General features: G+C 48.7%; 17 protein-coding genes. 16 read left to right on the forward strand and 1 reads right to left on the reverse strand.

Annotation, left to right across the window (positions count from 1 at the left end; all coding sequences use genetic code 11):
• Nucleotide 1: 1 nt before the first annotated feature.
• The 12 genes from LKD71_RS06520 (at nucleotide 2) to LKD71_RS18310 (ending at nucleotide 13,209) form a co-directional block, all read left to right on the forward strand.
• The gene (locus LKD71_RS06520; protein ID WP_227614800.1) at nucleotides 2-1,219 is read left to right on the forward strand and encodes an LL-diaminopimelate aminotransferase; all 1,218 of its coding nucleotides are present in this window, start codon (nucleotides 2-4) and stop codon (nucleotides 1,217-1,219) included.
• A gap of 120 nt (nucleotides 1,220-1,339) precedes the next feature.
• Nucleotides 1,340-2,671 carry an aspartate--tRNA(Asn) ligase gene (aspS, locus tag LKD71_RS06525; protein WP_227614801.1) on the forward strand — a complete coding sequence of 444 codons (1,332 nt, stop codon included), beginning with the start codon at nucleotides 1,340-1,342 and terminating at the stop codon, nucleotides 2,669-2,671.
• A gap of 16 nt (nucleotides 2,672-2,687) precedes the next feature.
• Nucleotides 2,688-2,984: an Asp-tRNA(Asn)/Glu-tRNA(Gln) amidotransferase subunit GatC gene (gatC, locus tag LKD71_RS06530; protein ID WP_117766551.1), complete on the forward strand. Its 297-nt coding sequence runs from the start codon at nucleotides 2,688-2,690 to the stop codon at nucleotides 2,982-2,984.
• A gap of 11 nt (nucleotides 2,985-2,995) precedes the next feature.
• Nucleotides 2,996-4,495: an Asp-tRNA(Asn)/Glu-tRNA(Gln) amidotransferase subunit GatA gene (gene gatA, locus LKD71_RS06535; RefSeq protein ID WP_227614802.1), complete on the forward strand. Its 1,500-nt coding sequence runs from the start codon at nucleotides 2,996-2,998 to the stop codon at nucleotides 4,493-4,495.
• Nucleotides 4,495-5,928, forward strand: a complete 1,434-nt coding sequence (gene gatB, locus LKD71_RS06540) for an Asp-tRNA(Asn)/Glu-tRNA(Gln) amidotransferase subunit GatB (protein ID WP_227614890.1) — start codon at nucleotides 4,495-4,497, stop codon at nucleotides 5,926-5,928. The genes gatA and gatB overlap by 1 nt, the downstream gene beginning before the upstream one ends.
• 389 nt (nucleotides 5,929-6,317) lie before the next feature.
• On the forward strand, nucleotides 6,318-7,367 hold the full coding sequence (locus LKD71_RS06545) for a GntR family transcriptional regulator (RefSeq protein WP_227614803.1): 1,050 nt from the start codon (nucleotides 6,318-6,320) through the stop codon (nucleotides 7,365-7,367).
• A 32-nt stretch (nucleotides 7,368-7,399) separates the two neighbouring features.
• Nucleotides 7,400-8,266 carry an N-acetylneuraminate lyase gene (locus LKD71_RS06550; RefSeq protein ID WP_227614804.1) on the forward strand — a complete coding sequence of 289 codons (867 nt, stop codon included), beginning with the start codon at nucleotides 7,400-7,402 and terminating at the stop codon, nucleotides 8,264-8,266.
• On the forward strand, nucleotides 8,266-9,291 hold the full coding sequence (locus LKD71_RS06555) for a sialidase family protein (protein WP_227614805.1): 1,026 nt from the start codon (nucleotides 8,266-8,268) through the stop codon (nucleotides 9,289-9,291). Before LKD71_RS06550 ends, LKD71_RS06555 begins: the two co-directional genes overlap by 1 nt.
• Nucleotides 9,292-9,315: 24 nt before the next feature.
• Entirely contained in the window at nucleotides 9,316-10,905 is a 1,590-nt protein-coding gene (locus LKD71_RS06560; protein ID WP_227614806.1) for an extracellular solute-binding protein, read from the forward strand.
• A gap of 66 nt (nucleotides 10,906-10,971) precedes the next feature.
• A complete protein-coding gene (locus LKD71_RS06565; RefSeq protein WP_227614807.1) occupies nucleotides 10,972-11,895 on the forward strand; it encodes an ABC transporter permease in 924 nt (307 codons plus the stop codon).
• Complete coding sequence (locus tag LKD71_RS06570) at nucleotides 11,892-12,782, forward strand: carbohydrate ABC transporter permease (protein ID WP_227614808.1); 891 nt, start codon at nucleotides 11,892-11,894, stop codon at nucleotides 12,780-12,782. The genes LKD71_RS06565 and LKD71_RS06570 overlap by 4 nt, the downstream gene beginning before the upstream one ends.
• 193 nt (nucleotides 12,783-12,975) lie before the next feature.
• Complete coding sequence (locus LKD71_RS18310) at nucleotides 12,976-13,209, forward strand: hypothetical protein (protein WP_331466404.1); 234 nt, start codon at nucleotides 12,976-12,978, stop codon at nucleotides 13,207-13,209.
• A 108-nt stretch (nucleotides 13,210-13,317) separates the two neighbouring features.
• On the opposite strand, the gene LKD71_RS06580 is transcribed toward LKD71_RS18310, so the two are convergent.
• On the reverse strand, nucleotides 13,318-13,920 hold the full coding sequence (locus LKD71_RS06580) for an ECF transporter S component (protein WP_227614809.1): 603 nt from the start codon (nucleotides 13,918-13,920) through the stop codon (nucleotides 13,318-13,320).
• A 195-nt stretch (nucleotides 13,921-14,115) separates the two neighbouring features.
• Here LKD71_RS06580 and LKD71_RS06585 point away from each other — a divergent pair, with 195 nt between their 5' ends.
• From LKD71_RS06585 to LKD71_RS06600, 4 genes are all read left to right on the forward strand, one after another.
• Nucleotides 14,116-14,793 (forward strand): response regulator transcription factor, encoded by a 678-nt coding sequence (locus tag LKD71_RS06585; RefSeq protein WP_227614810.1) that lies wholly within the window; start codon nucleotides 14,116-14,118, stop codon nucleotides 14,791-14,793.
• 36 nt (nucleotides 14,794-14,829) lie between these two features.
• Nucleotides 14,830-15,822 (forward strand): sensor histidine kinase, encoded by a 993-nt coding sequence (locus tag LKD71_RS06590; RefSeq protein ID WP_227614811.1) that lies wholly within the window; start codon nucleotides 14,830-14,832, stop codon nucleotides 15,820-15,822.
• A 184-nt stretch (nucleotides 15,823-16,006) separates the two neighbouring features.
• Nucleotides 16,007-16,774: an ABC transporter ATP-binding protein gene (locus LKD71_RS06595; RefSeq protein ID WP_178046067.1), complete on the forward strand. Its 768-nt coding sequence runs from the start codon at nucleotides 16,007-16,009 to the stop codon at nucleotides 16,772-16,774.
• Nucleotides 16,767-18,854, forward strand: a complete 2,088-nt coding sequence (locus tag LKD71_RS06600) for an ABC transporter permease (protein ID WP_227614812.1) — start codon at nucleotides 16,767-16,769, stop codon at nucleotides 18,852-18,854. Before LKD71_RS06595 ends, LKD71_RS06600 begins: the two co-directional genes overlap by 8 nt.
• The last annotated feature ends 232 nt before the right edge of the window (nucleotides 18,855-19,086 follow it).

Consider the following 19,086-nt stretch of genomic DNA (forward strand, 5'->3'; position numbering starts at 1 on the left):
AATGTTTACGATCAATGACAATTATCTGAAATTACAGGGAAGCTATCTGTTTTCCAATATCGCTAAAAAAGTAGCCGCCTTTCAGGAGCGAAACCCGGGCGCCGAGATCATCCGTCTCGGCATCGGAGATGTAACCCAGCCGCTGGCCCCGGCCATCATTGAAGCCCTGCACAAAGCAGTGGATGAGATGGGCAATGCAGCGACCTTCCACGGTTATGCCCCTGATAAAGGATATGAGTTCCTCCGCCATGCGATTGTTGAGAATGATTACAAGGCGAGAGGCTGTGAAGTTTATGAGGATGAGATCTTCGTTTCCGACGGAGCAAAATGTGACTGCGGAAATATCCAGGAGATCTTCGGACTGAATAATAAAGTCGCTGTCTGCGACCCGGTTTACCCGGTTTATGTGGACAGTAACGTGATGGCAGGCCGTACAGGACTCTATAATCCGACCAATGAGAATTACGATGGAGTCATCTATATGCCCTGCCTTTCCCAGAACAATTTCGTTCCGGAGCTTCCGAAGGAAGAGCCGGATCTGATCTATCTCTGCTTCCCCAATAACCCCACGGGAGCAGGAATCAGCAAGGAAAATCTTCAGAGATTTGTGGACTACGCGAGAAAGATCGGTGCGGTGATCCTTTATGATGCCGCTTATGAAGCTTATATTTCCGATCCGGATATGCCTCATAGCATTTATGAATGCGAAGGGGCGAGAGAGTGTGCCATTGAGCTTCGGAGCTTTTCCAAAAACGCAGGTTTCACCGGTGTTCGCTTAGGTTACACGGTGGTTCCAAAAGATTTAAAAAGCAGCGAAGGCGTAAAGCTCAACGATCTGTGGGCAAGACGCCATGGCACCAAATACAACGGAGCTCCTTACATCGTTCAGAGAGCCGGCGAAGCCGTTTATTCCCCGGAAGGAAAGGCGCAGCTGAAGACTCAGATCGATTATTATATGAAGAATGCGAAGACCATTCTTCAGGGCTTGAAAGACGCGGGATATACGGTTTACGGTGGCGAGAACGCCCCCTATATCTGGCTGAAAACTCCGGATTCCATGAACTCCTGGGAGTTTTTCGATCACCTGCTTTCCACGGTAAATATCGTGGGAACGCCGGGAAGCGGTTTTGGTGCGCATGGCGAAGGCTACTTCCGACTGACTGCATTTGGAACCTATGAAAATACGCTGAAGGCCATTGAGAGAATCACAAAGATGTGATGAAGGCAGGCAGAAAAGGCCGGCGTATGAAGTAACTGTATAAAAAAACACCGGCTGGATGCTTGCAGACCCAGCCGGTGTTTCTCTTTTAAAAAGATAAATTTTTGGAGGAAATGTGATATGGAATTTGTAACAGGAGTCAGAAAAAAAGAAACTCTGGAGCTTTCCAAAGTGCTTGCTCCGCAATCGCTGGACCAGGAGGTCCTGACAGACGGAAGTATCTACAGTATTCGAAACATGGGTGAGATCGCTTTCGTGATCCTGAGGAAAAGAGACGGTCTTCTGCAGACGGTCTGGGAAGAGAGAAAAACAAATCTTTCCATTTCTGAGCTGAAAGAGGGAGACTGCATCCGGGTAAAAGGAACTGTCCGGGCAGAAGAGAGAGCGCCCCACGGAAAAGAAATCCGTGCGGAGGAGATCACGATTCTCTCCTCTCCAGCAGAACCCCTTCCTCTTGCCATTGATAAATGGAAGCTTAACACTTCTCTGGAGGCCAAGCTGAACATCCGCTCCGTTTCCCTTCGGAACGTCCGGGAGCGGGCCAGATTCCGCATCCAGGAAGGCATCGTGAGAGGCTTCCGTGAATTTCTTCATGAGAACGGTTTTACAGAGATCCATACGCCGAAGATCGGAGCCAAAGGAGCTGAGGGAGGAGCCAACGTGTTCAAGCTCAGCTATTTCCACAAACCGGCCGTTCTGGCCCAGAGCCCGCAGTTTTACAAACAGATGATGGTGGGCGTTTTCGATCGCGTCTTTGAGACCGGTCCGGTTTTCCGTGCGGAGAAGCACAACACCAGAAGACATCTGAACGAGTATACCAGCCTGGATTTTGAGATGGGCTACATCGAGGATTTCATGGAAATCTGCCAGATGGAGACCGGTTTTCTCCAGTACACGATGGAGCTTCTGAAAAAAGACTATGCCCCGGAGCTTGAGATCCTGAATGTCACCCTTCCGAAAACAGATAAGATCCCCTTTGTGAAATTCAGTGAGGCCAAAGAGCTGGTGGCAGAGAAATACAACCGCAAAATCCGTAACCCCTTCGATCTGGAGCCGGAGGAGGAAGAACTCATCGGCCGGTATTTCAAAGAGGAATACGACGCAGATTTCGTTTTTGTCACTCATTATCCCTCCAAGAAGCGCCCGTTCTACGCGATGGATGACCCGGCAGATTCCCGTTATACCTTAAGCTTCGACCTCCTGTTCCGCGGCCTTGAGATCACGACAGGTGGTCAGCGTATTCACGATTATCATATGCTGGAGGACAAGATCGCAGCCAGAGGAATGACCGACGAGGGCATGGAGCAGTACATGGATGCGTTCAAATACGGCATGCCGCCTCACGGTGGTCTCGGAATCGGTATGGAGCGTCTGACCATGCAGCTTCTGGGCGAGGAAAATGTCAGAGAAGCCTGCCTGTTCCCACGCGATCTGAACAGACTGGAGCCGTAAAAAAGGAGGAAGAAAAATGGCAGAGCATAAGATTTCCGATGAGGTTATGGCTAACACCGAGCTTCTGGCCAAGCTGGCCCTCACCGATGAAGAAAGAGAAAAATCCCGCCAGGAAATGGAAAAAATCCTGGGTTATGTAGATAAACTGAACGAACTCGACACCGAAGGCGTGGAGCCGCTGATCTCTCTTTTCCCCGTGGAAAATGTGTTCCGCGAGGACAAAGTGGTAAACGGCGACATGAGAGATGAACTGGTGGATCTGGCGCCCCGCAAGAAGGACGGCCAGTATCTGGTACCGAAGACAGTCGAGTAGGGAGGACCGATATGGATATTTTGGAAAACACAGCCCTTTCACTGGGGAAAAAGATCCGGCAGAAGGAGATCAGCGTGAGAGAAGCCGTAAAAGCCTCCCTTGACCAGATCGACAGACAGGAGCCGAAGATCCACGCTTTTCTGGATGTGGATGAGAAAAAAGTATACGCGCGGGTAAAAGAAGTTGAGGAAGGCATCAAGGCCGGCCGCTACAGAGGCCCGCTGGCAGGCGTGCCCATTGCAGTCAAAGACAACATCTGCACGAAGGGTCAGAAAACCACCTGCGCTTCAAAGATTCTTGGAAACTTCGTTCCGCCCTACAATGCCTCTGCTGTAGAAAAGCTCAACGAGGCAGGCATGATCGTCATTGGAAAAACAAACATGGATGAGTTCGCCATGGGAAGCACCACAGAGACTTCCGCCTTTGGCATCACCCATAACCCCTGGAATACCAACCATGTACCCGGCGGTTCTTCAGGTGGTTCCTGTGCGGCTGTAGCGGCAGGAGAAGCCTTTGCGGCCCTGGGTTCCGACACCGGCGGTTCCATCCGTCAGCCCTCCGCTTACTGCGGCGTTACGGGCATCAAACCCACCTACGGAACCGTTTCCCGTTATGGCCTGATTGCCTATGCCTCCTCTCTGGATCAGATCGGACCGGTGGCAAGAGATACGGCGGACTGCGCGGCTCTTCTGGATGTGCTCATGGGCTACGATCCAAAAGATTCTACATCCATGGAAAGGAAGCCGGAACAGTTTCTGGATTCTCTGAGAGGCGACCTTCATGGTGTCCGCATCGGTGTGCCAAAGGAATATCTGGATCTCGCAGAAAACCTCGATCCGGATGTGAAAAAAGCCATGGTGGACACGATTCACCTCCTGAGCAGAAACGGCGCGATTGTCGAATTTTTCCAGCTGGGTATGGTGGACTATGTGATCCCTGCCTACTATATCATCGCCTCTGCGGAGGCCAGCTCCAACCTGGCCCGGTTTGACGGCGTCAAATACGGCTACCGCACCCCGGAGGCCGACGGCCTTCACGACATGTACAAAAAGACCCGTGCGGAAGGCTTCGGCGAGGAGGTAAAACGCCGTATTCTTCTGGGCTCTTTTGTTTTAAGCTCCGGTTATTACGACGCTTATTATCTGAAAGCTCTCCGTGCAAAGGCCCTGATCAAGAAATCCTTTGACGAGGCTTTTTACAAATATGATATGATCCTGGCTCCAGCTTCCCCGACCACGGCTCCTGAGATCGGAAAGAGTCTTCAGGACCCCCTGAAAATGTATCTCAGCGATATTTATACCACGGCGGTAAACCTGGCCGGCCTTCCGGGCATCAGCGTTCCTGTGGCGATGGATTCCAAAGGCCTGCCCGTAGGTCTGCAGCTCGTAGGAAACTGCTTCAGCGAGAAAAAACTTCTGAATGCGGCTTATGGTCTTGAGAAGCTTCGCGGAAGTTTCCCCATGGCCTTTCAGGCAAAAACGGAGAAAAAGCATGGAAAGGAGGGAGCATGATGGAGAAACAGTATGAGACAGTCATCGGTCTTGAGGTCCATGTAGAGCTGGCCTCAGCCACAAAGATTTTCTGCGGATGCTCCACAAAATTCGGAGGTGCGCCCAACACCCACACCTGCCCGGTCTGCACGGGAATGCCCGGAAGCCTTCCGGTTCTCAACAAACAGGTGGTGGAATATGCACTGGCTCTTGGCCTTGCGGCAAACTGCGGTATCAACCAGCACTGCCGTTTTGACCGGAAAAACTATTTCTATCCGGATAACCCTCAGAACTACCAGATTTCTCAGCTTTATGTGCCCATTTGCCACGACGGCTGGCTGATGGTGGACACTTCCGTGGGCCAGAAAAAGATCCGCATTCACGAGATGCACATGGAGGAGGATGCCGGTAAACTGATCCATGACGAGTGGGAGGACTGCTCCCTGGTGGACTACAACCGAAGCGGCGTTCCGCTGGTGGAGATCGTTTCCGAGCCGGATATGCGTTCTGCCGAGGAGGTTATCGCTTACCTGGAGAAGCTCCGGATGATCTGCCAGTATCTTGGCGTATCAGACTGTAAGCTTCAGGAAGGTTCCATGCGTGCCGACGTAAACCTCTCCGTGAGGGAAGTGGGCAGCGATAAGCTTGGCACCCGTACCGAGATGAAAAACCTGAACTCCTTCAAAGCCATCGCCCGTGCCATCGACGGCGAGCGCGCCCGTCAGATCGAGCTTCTGGAGGAAGGAAAGAGCGTGGTTCAGGAGACCCGCCGCTGGGACGACAACAAAGAGTATTCATACGCAATGCGTTCCAAGGAGGATGCCAAGGATTATCGTTATTTCCCGGATCCGGATCTGCCCTCCGTCTACATCGACGACGAGTGGATCAGCCGGGTGAAAAAAGCCCAGCCCGAGATGCAGCCGGAAAAAGCGGCCCGCTACCAGAAGGATTATGGCCTTTCCGAGTACGATGCCAGCCAGCTAACCCAGTCCCGCCATCTGGCAGAGCTTTTTGAGAAGACGGCGGATCTTTGCGGCAATCCCAAGAAAGCGGCAAACTGGTTCTTGGGTGAGACGCTTCGTCTGCTGAAAGAGAGAGGACTGGAGGAAGAAGAGGTTGAGTTTTCACCGGAGCATCTGGCAGCCCTTATCGCTTCTGTGGAAAAAGGCGAAGTGAACAACCAGGGCGCGAAGGAGGTCTTTGAGAAGATCTTTGATGAAGATGTGGAGCCGATGGCTTATATCGAGGCCCACGGTCTGAAAATTTCCCAGTCTGCCGGGGAGGCGGAGGCTGTAGTGGATAAGATCCTGGCAGCTAATGCGGATGCTGTAGAGAAATATAAGAACGGCGAGGAGAAAGTACTTGGCTTTCTGGTCGGTCAGATCATGAAAGAGATGAAAGGAAAGTGCAATCCGGGCCAGATGAAAGAATTGATCATTTCCAAGGTAAAATAATAATTTTGAGGGGGCCCGCTCTGAGTCGCGAGCCCGCAGGCCCCCTCAAACTCCCCCATCTGGGCCCGCTTTAGAAAATAAGGGGCGTACGTCAGACTGGGACGCAGCGGTGGGGAGATAGAGAGTGAGTGAGAGATGCTTCTTTGAGAGAGGTATCTCTTTTTTTGTTGGAAAAATATAGTTAAAAATAGATTGAAATACATAAATAATAGGATGATTTTAAAAAGATGACTAATAAAATCTGAACATATTGACAATGTAAAACTTAAGATGATAAAATAACGATAACGGAAAAATAAACAAAAAATAAGGTTTAAAAAAGAAAATATATGTGAAAAATATGCATAAATTTTGCCTTTTTAGGAGATTTGATTAAATGGGAGAAGAGAATGGCCTTACGGTATCAGGAAGTTAAGTTGGAAATAAAAAAGTTGATTTTGAGCAGCAAAGAGGGGAGCAGGATACCTTCCAGAAATTTTTTGAGCAGGAAGTATCAGGTGGCCAGGAACACGATTGACAAGGCGATCACGGAACTGGAGCAGGAGGGGTATCTAAATTCGGTGAAGGGAAGCGGCACTTATGTGACAGGCCGGTTCAGCAGGAATGTCAACATCGGCGTGATCCTGCCTTCTCTGATGGGCGATGTTTATCCACAGTTTATTTCCGGAATTGAGGATTACGCCACAGCGAATCACATCAATGTGGTGCTTTTAAGCAGTGAGAGCATTCCGGAGAAACAGAAGAGGAACGTTTACCAGATGATCGAGATGGGAGCCGACGGCTGTATCATCATTCCAATTATTAACTCGGAGATGAGCTTTGAAACCCTGGATCTTCTGAAAAAGAAAAAGATTCCTTTTGTGCTCTGTAACCGCAGTATCGACGGACTGAACGCTCCTTTTGTGGGGACCAACAATCATTACGGAGCCTATATGGCGACAAAGCATCTCATCGAAGGGGGCTGCAGGCGGCTTTCTTATCTTTCACAGAGAAAATATTCTACCTCCATCAGCCGTTACAACGGCTTCAAGACAGCACTGCTGGACTGTCAGGAAGAAGTGGAGGAGGGGCCGGTTCTTCTGGGAAATTACGAGGGCGACGCACTGAAAGAAAAGTTGCAGGTGATTTTTTCTGGGGAAAAGATTCCGGATGGGGTTCACTGCTTTGACGATATGATGGCGACGGTCCTGTACAGCGTTTTGCAGGAAAAAGGGCTGGTACCCGGAAAAGATGTAAAGGTTGTGGGATATAACGACAGCAGCATCTGCAATATTCTGCCGGTTCCGCTTTCGTCCGTTTCTTCCCGTTCCAAGGAGATGGGAAAAGAGGCGATCCGGATGATGATGGAAGCCCTGGAAGGCGGAGTGAAAGAGGAAGCTGCCAAATGGATCATCCCGGAACTGAAGATAAGAGAGAGCAGCCGTACAGAAAAAATTTGATAAGCCGTAAGAGGCTGGAAAGGAAAAAGGAGATGAAACTAGGTGGTATCGTCCCGGCATTGGTAACGCCATATGACGGGGAAGGAAAAGTCAACTATGAAATGCTGAAAAAGCTGGTGGAAGTGCTTCTGGAGGATGGAGCCGACGGTTTCTATGTGACAGGAAGTACCGGTGAGTGCTTTCTTCTGAGCGAGGAGGAGAGAATCAAAATCACAGCGACGGTGGCAGAGACCGTGAACGGACGGGTTCCCATTGTGACCCATGTGGGAATGATCGGTGCCGCTCAGGCTGCAAAGCTTGCAAAAGAAGCAGAAAGGGCAGGAGCCACCGCAGTCTCCAGCGTTCCGCCTTTCTATTACAATTTCAAGCTGGAAGAGCTGGTTCGTTACTATACGGCGATCTCCGATGCGACAACCCTTCCGGTGATGGTTTACAACATTCCCAGGTATTCCGGCGTGATCATCAATGCCGACAACCTGGGCGAGATTAAAAAGAGCTGCCGGGTGGAGGGCATCAAATATACCGATTCCAATCTCTACGAGCTCGAACGCATCCGCACCCGCTATCCGGAAATGACCGTAATGTTCGGTCAGGATGAATCTTTCCTGTATTCCCTTCCGGTAGGAGTGAACGGAGCCATCGGAAGCACTTACAACTTCATGCTGAAAAAATTCAAACGAATCTGGAATGCCTATCACGAAGGCCGCCAGGAAGAGGCGGAAAAAATCCAGCATGAAGCCTGCAGAATTATCGACGCTCTGCTTCAGGTGAGAGATATCACGGCGGTGAAATATCTGCTGGGCCGCAAAGGAATTGTCTGTGGCGACTGCCGTTCCCCCTTCTCACCCATAACAGAAGCGCAGAAACAGTTATTAGACGGGATTGGTGATCTGGATTGATGACAGAGACGACAACGATTTTGGAAAAAGCCGGTATCGGCGGCTATGAGGAATACCGGATTCCGGCCATTGCGGTGACGGACAGAGGAACCGTCCTGACGGCCTGGGAATCCCGGAAAGAGACGGGAAATGACTGGGCGGAGTGCCATATCACCGTCCGGAGAAGTACGGATGATGGAAAAAGTTTCGGCGAACCTCAGTATATAAAAGGAACGGTTCCTCCGGAGGAGCGGATCACATGGAACAATCCGGTGCTGATTTCCGACGGAAACCTGGTGCATCTCATTTTCTGCCAGGATTATGAAAAAACCTGGTATACCGTCAGCGAGGATGAAGGCGAGACCTTCCGGGAGCCGGTAGAGATCACAGAAACTTTACGAAATATTCCATGGGAATGGAACGTATGCGCGACAGGCCCGGGCCACGGTATCCTGACGAAAGCCGGACTTCTGGTAGTACCGATCTGGCTGGCCATGGGGAAAGTTCATGAGAGAAAAGGCAAATTGGTACGGGACCATTTCCCGTCAGTAGCCGGCTGTATCTATAGCGAGGACCACGGAAAAACCTGGCTTCCCGGCTTTTTCACAAGAGGTGTGGAAAATGCCAACGAGACGACGGTGGCGGAAATGGCGAGCGGAAAGCTTTTATTCAATTTCCGGAATGAACGGTTTGAGCGCTGTCGGGTCATGGGAATCACCCAGGCAGTTCCGACGAAACTCGAGACTGTCTGGAGCGAGACACAGCTTCCGGATCCGACCTGCTGTGGAAGTATGGAAAGTGAAGATGGCACGCTTTATTTTGTAAACTGTGCGAACCATGATATGAATATTTTTTACGCACCGCGGATTCATCTGACTTTATATAGAAGCAACGACGATGCCCGCACCTGGGAGGCTCTGGAGGAGATCGATCCCTGCGGCGGTTATGCGGATCTGGCGATCCACGAAAATGCGGCGTATATCCTTTATGAGCAAACAGTGAACGGAACGATACAGGAGCTTTTGCTGAAAAAAGTGCTTCTGTAAAAATAAAAAAAGGAGGAACAACAAATGAAGAGAAGAAGAGAATGGTCAGCTTTGCTGGCAGGAGTTATGGCCCTTGGTGTACTTGGCGGAGGAATCAGCGTATCTGCGGATGAGGACGTTCCCACCATCGTCATTTACAATAACTCAGGCGCTTTCTCCGTAGCCGGAGCAGAGGCAGGAAGTGACAGCTCCATTTACCAGAAAATGCAGGATTACATTCTGGAGCAGACCGGAGTGAAAGTTGAAATCATCATGCCTCCCTCCGATGCAGGCGCACAGACCGAAAAACTCAACCTTCTGCTGGCAGGCGGCGATCAGATCGATGCCTGGTGGGGAGACTGGAGAGATTATGCGAAAGACGGCATCATCCTTCCGCTGACTGACTACATTCAGGCGCCGGAAGCAAAAGAGCTGTACGATCTCTGGGAGCCCTGGGGATCCTGGGACAGAGTAACAGACACTGACGGAACCATTTGGGCAATCCCCCGTGGAACCAACACCACCCCGTATCAGGTATTTGTACGCAATGACTGGCTGGAGCTCACCGGAATGGAAATGCCCACGACCATGGCAGAGCTGAATGAGTATCTCTATAAGATCAAAGAGCTGGATCCCTATGGAAACGGCGAGACAATCCCTCTGATCCTGGAAAAAGGCGGTTCCACAGAGGTCCTCAATACTGCGGAATCCGTTCTGCTGGGCGGTTTTGTGAAGAGTGGAAACGGCAAGTGGCTGGATGAAACAGATAATAAGGTGAAACCGGAATGGATCGCTGACGGCTATGTGGATTTCCTGAAACAGCTGAATCAGTGGTACACCGACGGCATCATCCACAAAGAGTGCTTTACCATGGATGCTGACACCATCCGTTCCTATATTTCCAAAGGAGCCGTAGGAGCTACCTGCGCCTGGTATTCCAGAATCACCCTGACAGAGCCGACTTTAAGAGAGAATCTTGGAAACTATGAGCGTACAGAAGAGAAGCCTTATGTATGGAGCATCAACGAAGCAGGTATCACCGGCGATAACGGAAGCCTGATTCAGACGAAGGCCCTGGGCGGAACCAGCGGTCTGGTGATCAGCAGCAAGTGCAAGAATCCGGAAGCAGTTATGAAATTTGTGGAATGGTCCTTCCAGTGGGAAAATTACACAACAGAAGCTTACGGTCCGGAAGGCGAATACTGGAAATATAATCCGGATGTAGAAAACGCTGAAGAGAACAAAAATATCATCCCCATCGAGGGCGGTCCCACCTACGCAAGAGATTTCCTGGTATCTTTAGGCCTGCCGCTTGAAGTACAGACCTCTGAATATGATGAGGAAGGATATCAGCTCATGCACAACTTCTGGCTTCAGGAGCATCTGGACGATTTCGATGCAACTCTGGATCCGGGAATCGAAGGGGATATCAACTGGGATACCGACGCTCTGGCAGAGAATATCCCCATGCTGAATGACCTGAATACCTACAAAGACGAAGAGCTGATCAAATTTGTAAACGGCACAAGATCTTTCGATACCTGGGATCAGTTCCTGGAAGAGTGCGATGGAATAGGATTACAGGATTACATCAATGAGTATACCAGACAGTATCAGGAGCAGAAAGAAAGCTAAGCGTAATGTTATGAGTGAGCGGGCGGCCGGGCAACCAGCCGCCTGTATAACTAAAGGAGACCTGATATGAAAAAAAAGAAAAACTTGTTTTATTACCTGAAGAAAGACCGTTTTATTTATCTGTTAATGCTGCCAGGCCTGATCTGGTATCTGGTATTCCGCTATTTTCCCATGCTGGGAATTGTTATTGCTTTTGAAGACTATAAACCGTTCTGGGGAATCGAAGGAATCTTTACTTCAAACTGGGTAGGATTCAAACATTTCATTAAATTTTTCCAGTCCCCTTATTTCTTCCGACTGATGAAAAATACTCTCCTGCTGAGTATTTACACTCTGGTATGGAGCTTTCCGATAGCCATTATTCTGGCACTTTTTATCAATGAACTGAAATGTAAAATTTTCCAGAAAACGGTTCAGACTGTATCTTATCTGCCGCATTTCCTTTCCACTGTTATCGTCTGCGGAATGATCCGAACCCTGGTGTCTGTGGACGGTGGGCTGGTCAATGCGATTGTGAAATTTTTCGGCGGAGAGGCGATGCCGTTTCTCGGAATGCCGGAATATTTCCGGACAATTTACACAGTTTCAGAAGTCTGGCAGAGCGTCGGCTGGGACAGCATCGTATTTATCGCAGCGATGGCCGCCATCGACCAGGAGCTCTATGAGGCTGCCATGGTGGACGGTGCAGGCGTTCTCAAGAGAATGTGGCATATAACGATTCCGGGAATCATGCCGGTTATCACAATCATGCTGATCCTCAAAGTGGGAAATATCCTGAATCTGGGCTATGAAAAAGTCCTGCTTCTCTATTCTCCGCAGGTTTACTCCACAGCGGACGTTATCAGCACTTATGTATACCGGGAAGGCGTGGTAAATCAGAATTACTCCTTTGCGACAGCGGTAAATCTGTTTACCTCCGTGATTTCTCTGATTCTTGTTCTCGGAACAAATAAGATCACGAAAAAATTAGGACAGGAGGGCATCTGGTGAAAAAGAAAAAATTATCAGGGGAAACAATTTTTCAGATCGTAGATGTGATCGTGATGTGCCTGTTCATGGTACTGGTCATCGTTCCGGTATTTACCGTAGTTATGACTTCTTTTGTGAGTGAGGCGGAGATCGCCAGAAGAGGAACGTTTATCATCATTCCTGAAAAATTTGATTTTTCCGCTTACAAAATGCTCCTCGCCAGTGGAAAAAATATCGCGAGAGCTTATGGAAACACCCTGTTCCGCGTGGTGATCGGAACTGCGCTGAACCTGGTCTTTACGATCACACTGTCCTATGGACTTTCCAGAGAAGGTTTAAAAGGAAGGACTTTTCTGACAGGCTTTGTATTTTTTACCATGTTGTTTTCCGGTGGAATGATTCCGACATTCATTCTGGTCAAAGGTGTAGGCCTTATTGATTCCCGCTGGGCTATGGTTCTTCCCTGCTTGATCAATACCTGGAACCTTCTGATCATGAGAAATTTCTTCTACGGGATTCCCAAGAGCCTGGAGGAGGCGGCTGTTATCGATGGAGCAAATGATGCACAGGTCCTGGTAAAGATTGTGCTTCCGCTTTCCAAAGCTTCCATCGCAACGATCGGCCTTTTCTATGCAGTAAGCCACTGGAACGCCTGGTTTGATGCCATGCTCTACATCAACACCACGGCTCTGCTCCCCATGCAGAACATCCTCCGGAATATCATCACGGCGGCTTCCAGTATCGGAGACCTGGGCGCAGAAGCATACAACTCCCTGGATGTGGTACCGCCATCCCAGGCCATCCGTGCCGCAACCATCGTAATCACAACGCTGCCCATCCTGGTGGCATATCCGTTTGTACAGAAATATTTTGTAAAAGGTGTAATGGTAGGTTCTGTAAAAGGCTGACTGATTTGTGGTCAGCCTTTTAATTTGATGGTTTTGCAATCATATAATAGAAATAAACATAATTTAAATATGTTTACGGGGTATTCCATGACAAATCCCGGAGATTTATCGGAATATTTTGGCTTTACAGAGCAGGAAGTAAAATCACTTTGCGATGAATATCATATGAGTTTTCAGGAAGCGAAAGCATGGTATGAATGATATGACGACCTTTGCGACAAGGGATGATGTTCTGACGCTGCTGATTCATTTAGGTTATCTGACGTATAACAGTGAAAGACATACGGCATCGATTCCTAACCGTGAAGTTTCTCAGGAATACATGAATGCAATCAGCACAATGAACTGGCATGATGTAATTTCATCGGTAAATGCTTCCAGAAAACTTTTGGAAGCAATGTGGAATATCGAAAAAATAACAAAGTAAAACTTCCCGGACGAATAAGGTTTGATATCTTATTCGTCCGGGAAGTTTTTATAGGGTTGTTAATCGGATTCTCAATCTTTCACCGGATTTCGTGAAATCCGCTTCACATCACCACGCCGGACTGGAAATTTTCAGTCCGGATTTTTTAAGGGCCGGAAGAAGGGCATTATAAAGGATAACGACCAGGATGGTGGAAGCAACGGCATTTACAAAAGTAGTAGCGGTGCTCCATTTGGCAAGAACGGAAGCCATCTCCTGGGGCTGGCCTAAGATGTACTGTTTGTAGAAGTAACCAACCAGCGGATCGAAGATGACATTGAAGCCAAGACCTGCGATGGAGGAGATCAGGCTCCATTTGAAGATGTATTTTTTGTCCGTGCTCTCACTAATGTGAGCAATCTTGTGGGCAACCAGACCGGTGATCAGACCGATGCAGAACTTCAGGACAAACGTCTTGGGAGCTCCGGTGATATAAACCGGATCCATCAGGTCGGCGATTGTCATGCCGACAGCTCCGGCCAGTCCGCCATAACCGCCTCCGAGAAGCAGTGCGGCCAGAACACAGAAGGCATTTCCAAGATGCAGGGAAGTGGCATCTCCGCCGGGCATGGGGATCTTGATCTGCAGGAAGGTAAAGATAACATAGCACAGAGCGGCGAAAAGTGCCGTCAGGGCTAATTTCTGGATTTGATCGTGTGATTTACTGTTCATAAGCTTCTCCTCTTTTCTTTGTTTTCCATCTACTGGAATGTTATCGCTATCTTATACTGTAAGTGGATGGATTTAAATAGCCAATTCTGAAAAAAATAACCATACCAGTATGAACGCTTTCGTCCTTTTCAGAAAAAAATACCAAATTTAAAAAAAGATGATAGAATGGTGTCAGATCAAGAGGAGGTAAATGATATGTATCGGATCATGCTTGTGGAAGACGATGCCACCATTGTGGATATCTTGTCCCGTCAGCTGGAAAAATGGGGATATCTTGTCCGGGCTGTGCAGGATTTTGACCGGGTGATGGAAGAATTTCGGGAATTTCAGCCCCAGCTGGTGCTGATGGATCTGTCGCTCCCTTTTTTCAATGGCTATTACTGGTGTACGGAGATCCGGAAGATCAGCCGGGTACCGGTGCTTTTTCTTTCTTCGGCATCGGACGATATGAATCTTATCATGGCCATCAATATGGGAGCAGATGATTTTATTGCCAAACCCTTTAAGTTTGAAGTGGTGCTGGCAAAGATCCAGGCTATTATCAGGAGAACGTACGATTTCGGAAGAGATCTGAATACGTTGAACTGTCGGGGAGTCACCCTGAACCTTGGGGATGGAGTGGTTTCCTTTGGGGAAGAAAAACTGGAGCTTTCCAGAAACGAATATAAAATCCTGGAAATTCTCATGAAGAAAAAAGGAAATGTGGTGCCGAGAGAAGACCTGATCCAGGCACTCTGGGATACGGAGGAATTTATTGATGAAAACACTCTGACGGTAAATGTTGCCAGGCTTCGGCAGAGATTGAAACAGATCGGAGTGGAAGAACTGATCTCTACCAGAAAAGGTGTGGGGTATCTGATCATGGAACCGTAAAGGTACGGTCTGTCTTAGAAAGGATTTTTTATATTTATGAAAGAACTGTGTGATTTTTTAAGAGAGAAACGCCAGCTTCTCTTTTTTCTGCTGTTTTTTGAGGGGTCTCTCTGCCTGATCTATGGTCTTTACGGGCTGCCCTGGGGACCGGCCGGTTATACCTGCCTGGTGACAGCAGTTGTGACACTGGGATTTCTGATGGCAGGATTTTTCAGATGGGAAAGGAAAAGACGGCAGCTGCTGATCCTGAAAAGGCAGGCAGAACAGTCTCTTGAAACCGCAGATCTTCCGAAAGCGGAGACACCATTGGAGAAAATCTATCAGGAAATCATTCAGGATCAGGAAAAACGTTGTCAGAGAGAGCAGAAAGAAAGCAGGGAGAAGCTTGTACGGTCCAGGGAATACTATACGCGCTGGAGCCATCAGATCAAAACGCCCATTGCAGCGATGGAACTTTTGCTTCAGGAGGAACCGGCAGATGTCCGGGCACTGAAGAGGGAGCTTCTGAAAACCAGTCAGTATGTGGAGATGGCACTTTCTTATCAGCGGATGGAAGGAGACGGCAATGATCTGGTGATTCAGAGGTATGAACTCCGGCCGGTAGTGATGCAGGCAGTGAAAAAGGTCAGCCCGCTTCTGATACACAAGCATATCTCGTTTTCAGCAGGTGATCTGTCGGGTGAGGTGCTGACTGATGAAAAATGGCTGGTCTTTGTGCTGGAACAGCTTCTGACCAATGCTTCCAAATATACAAAGGAGGGCGGCAGTGTCCGGATCGGGAAAGAGAATGGGCTGCTCGTGCTCCGCGATACGGGGATCGGAATCCGCCCGGAGGATCTTCCGAGGATTTTTGAATGGGGCTATACGGGCTACAACGGCCGCCTGGACAAGCGTTCCACTGGGGTTGGTCTGGCACTGGTGAAGCAGGTGATGGAGATGCTGGGAAACAAAATGGAGATCCGCTCCGTTCTGGGAGAGGGAACGGAGGTGTTTCTGGATCTTCGGAGGACAGAACTGGAGGCAGAGTGAAAAGAGGCCGGATGCCGGACATTGGCAAAGGCTTTTCTTACGCAGATGTAAGAAATGGAAGAAGAAATGTAAGCAAAAACCATGGCAGAGCATTTCTTCTTTTTTTATACTATATTTGCAGTGAGCAATCCGCAGGCAGCAGCTGCGGGCAAAAAACAAGATCATCATATTAGGAGGCATTTCAATGGCAGTTCTGGAAGTACATCATCTGAAAAAAATATATACGACCCGTCTGGGAGGCGCCAGGGTACAGGCGCTTACCGATGTGAATTTTTCCGTGGAAAAGGGAGAGTATGTGGCGATCATGGGAGAATCCGGTTCCGGAAAAACCACACTCCTTAACATTCTGGCATCGCTGGACAGACCAAGCAGCGGAGAGGTTCTTTTGAACGGGACCAGGCTTTCGGCAATCCCGGAATCCAGGCTTGCTGCCTGGAGGCGGGAAAAGCTTGGCTTTGTTTTCCAGGATTTTAACCTTCTGGATACCTTTTCCATAAAAGACAATATTTTTCTTCCGCTGGTGCTTGCAAAAACGCCGGTGGCGGAGATGAAAAAGAGACTGACGCCTCTGGCAGAGATGCTTGGGATCTCCGGGATCCTGGAAAAATATCCCTATGAGGTTTCCGGTGGCCAGAAACAGAGGGCAGCGGTGGCCAGAGCTCTTATCACGAAGCCGGATCTGATCCTCGCAGATGAACCGACAGGGGCGCTGGATTCCCGTTCTACAGACAGTCTTCTGGCTGTTTTTGAAGAGATCAACCGGAAGGGGCAGACGATTCTTATGGTGACGCACAGCATCAAGGCGGCCAGTCATGCAGGCCGGGTACTTTTTATCAAAGACGGCACTGTGTTTCATCAGATCTATCGTGGTGAACTTCAAAGAGAGGCGATGTATCAGAAGATCTCAGATACACTGACACTGCTCACAACAGGAGGAAACAGTCATGAATAAGGGTTTTTATCTGAAAATGGCCTGGGGAAATATCCGGAAAAACAGGAATATCTATCTTCCGTATCTTCTGGCGGCCTCTGTCATGACGGCACTTTTTTACATTCAGGGTTCTCTCTGTGATATGGTGGATATTTCCGGTATGAAAGGGAAAAGAATGATGAGTTCTCTTTTGGGGATCAGTACACCGATAACGGGTATTTTTTCTCTGGTCATTCTTTTCTATGTGAACAGTTTCGTTATGAAACAGAGAAAAAAGGAATTTGGCCTCTACAATGTTCTTGGAATGGAAAAACGTCATCTGGTCAGACTGATGAGCGTTGAGATCCTTCTGGTAGCTGTTTTCAGCCTGGTTTTTGGGATTTCCGGAGGAGCTTTGTTTTCTCAGCTGTTTTTTCTGATCTTTTATAAAATGATCCGGATGGAGGCAGATCTTACGATGGTGATCCCGCGCGGAGCCGTAACAGAGACTCTGACCCTGTTTGGCATTTTGTTTTGTCTGGTGCTTTTGTATGATATCGTCGCTGTCATCCGGACCAGACCGGTCGAGCTTCTCAAAAGTGAGAGTCAGGGAGAGAGGGAACCGAAGGTTCATGGTCTGGCAGCCCTGATCGGTGTGGCTGCTCTGACCGGCGGGTATGTGATCGCACAGAAAGTAGAAAGTCCCATGGAAGCCATGCTGTGGTTTTTTGCAGCGGCTCTTCTGGTCATCATTGGTACCTATGGACTTTTTATGGCAGGAAGCATTGCATTGCTGAAATGGATGAAAAAGAGGGAGTGTTTTTATTACCGTCCATCCAGTTTTATTTCTGTTTCCGGCATGCTTTACCGGATGAAGCAGAATGCGGCAGGACTGGCCGGGATCTGTATCCTTTCCACAATGGTCATGGTCACCATCGGGGCGAGCCTTTGTATTTTCAGCGGTGTGGGTGAAGGGGTCCGGCAAGAATATCCGAGAGAATATTTTCTGCAGATGCATTATTCGGAAGACCTGAAGCCGGAAACATATCAGGATACAACCTCAGATGTGAAGAAGCTTGTGGAGGCACAGATGGAGGAGAATGGCTCCAGAGTGGAAAATATGCTGTCTTATACCAGATGCAATATGGTATACCGAAAGGGAAAAGATGGTTATGAGGCAGAAATGGGCGACCTGGCAGATACGAACGATTACGAAAACCTGGTGTATGTCCAGTACCTGCTCCGGGAGGATTATGAAGCGAATACCGGGAAGAAAATAGAGATTCCGGATGACGTGGCAGCCTTCTATGAGTCGGAAGAGGGACTGATACCGGGAGAAACACTGCTTTTCGGGGACTATTCCATAAAGGGAAAACGGCTGGAGGAGCCTGTGGAAACTGCCGTTGCCAGCCGGTACAGCGGAATAAAAAAACGGGTGCAGGTGCTCCTTCCGGGAATAGAGGAAATGGAAAAGCTGACGGAAAGTCTCGGGAAGAATTTTGAAACATATTATGGTCTTGAGGAGGGAGAAGGTCCGGGTGCAATGTACTTCCTGGGCTGGAACTGGTACTTTGATATTTCCGGTAAGCAGGAACCGGCAGAAGAGTTTCTGGAGAAGCTCCGCAGTTCCTGGGAAACAGAGAAAGCGTCGGAGTGGGCCTATATTTCCACGTTCCAGAACCGGACGGAGGAAGAAGAATATCTCTTTCAGGAGTATGGAACGATTCTTTTTATCGGATTTTTCCTCGGTCTGATTTTTCTTCTGGCAACCGTACTCATCATTTATTATAAACAGGTAACGGAAGGCTACGATGACCGGAAACGTTTTGTCATTATGCAGGACATTGGCCTTAGCCAGGCTGAGGTGAAAAAAACCATCCGGACGCAGGTGCTGCTGGTATTTTTCCTGCCTCTTGGGGCAGCAGGCCTTCATATGGCAATGGCCTTCAAAGTTCTGGTGAAGATGATGGCACTGTTTTCAGCCTACAATATAAAACTTTTCAGCCTGTGCATCGGTCTTACGGTAGCCGTTTTTGCTCTGGTCTATTTCCTTGTCTATACCGTCACTGCAAGGATTTATTATAAGATCGTAAGCAACGTTAGTACAGTGAATATTAAGTAACCGCCATATTGACTTGTCTGATTTTTCATCTGCTGCGTTGTCGTCAATCGACGTAGCCACCGCTACGCCTCATTCCTCCGCCTTGCATATGAAGAAATCACCCTGCGTCAATATAGCAGATACTTGATTTTCACTGTACTAGGTGATCATAAGACAGTTTCAGGGTTTTCAGAAAATTTTCTCATGGAGAAAAGCTTCTGGAATCGTTGAGGCTGTCTTTTTTATGTGAGCC

Origin of the sequence: Fusicatenibacter faecihominis (assembly GCF_020686945.1) — a bacterium.
Lineage (GTDB): Bacteria > Bacillota > Clostridia > Lachnospirales > Lachnospiraceae > Limivivens > Limivivens faecihominis.

Bases quoted from the DNA above. Each gene is read 5' to 3' on its own strand.
- LKD71_RS06520 (WP_227614800.1), top strand. From the start codon at position 2: ATGTTTACGATCAATGACAATTATCTGAAATTACAGGGAAGCTATCTG.
- aspS (WP_227614801.1), top strand. From the start codon at position 1,340: ATGGAATTTGTAACAGGAGTCAGAAAAAAAGAAACTCTGGAGCTTTCC.
- gatC (WP_117766551.1), top strand. From the start codon at position 2,688: ATGGCAGAGCATAAGATTTCCGATGAGGTTATGGCTAACACCGAGCTT.
- gatA (WP_227614802.1), top strand. From the start codon at position 2,996: ATGGATATTTTGGAAAACACAGCCCTTTCACTGGGGAAAAAGATCCGG.
- gatB (WP_227614890.1), top strand. From the start codon at position 4,495: ATGGAGAAACAGTATGAGACAGTCATCGGTCTTGAGGTCCATGTAGAG.
- LKD71_RS06545 (WP_227614803.1), top strand. From the start codon at position 6,318: ATGGCCTTACGGTATCAGGAAGTTAAGTTGGAAATAAAAAAGTTGATT.
- LKD71_RS06550 (WP_227614804.1), top strand. From the start codon at position 7,400: ATGAAACTAGGTGGTATCGTCCCGGCATTGGTAACGCCATATGACGGG.
- LKD71_RS06555 (WP_227614805.1), top strand. From the start codon at position 8,266: ATGACAGAGACGACAACGATTTTGGAAAAAGCCGGTATCGGCGGCTAT.
- LKD71_RS06560 (WP_227614806.1), top strand. From the start codon at position 9,316: ATGAAGAGAAGAAGAGAATGGTCAGCTTTGCTGGCAGGAGTTATGGCC.
- LKD71_RS06565 (WP_227614807.1), top strand. From the start codon at position 10,972: ATGAAAAAAAAGAAAAACTTGTTTTATTACCTGAAGAAAGACCGTTTT.
- LKD71_RS18310 (WP_331466404.1), top strand. From the start codon at position 12,976: ATGAATGATATGACGACCTTTGCGACAAGGGATGATGTTCTGACGCTG.
- LKD71_RS06580 (WP_227614809.1), bottom strand. From the start codon at position 13,920: ATGAACAGTAAATCACACGATCAAATCCAGAAATTAGCCCTGACGGCA.
- LKD71_RS06585 (WP_227614810.1), top strand. From the start codon at position 14,116: ATGTATCGGATCATGCTTGTGGAAGACGATGCCACCATTGTGGATATC.
- LKD71_RS06590 (WP_227614811.1), top strand. From the start codon at position 14,830: ATGAAAGAACTGTGTGATTTTTTAAGAGAGAAACGCCAGCTTCTCTTT.
- LKD71_RS06595 (WP_178046067.1), top strand. From the start codon at position 16,007: ATGGCAGTTCTGGAAGTACATCATCTGAAAAAAATATATACGACCCGT.
- LKD71_RS06600 (WP_227614812.1), top strand. From the start codon at position 16,767: ATGAATAAGGGTTTTTATCTGAAAATGGCCTGGGGAAATATCCGGAAA.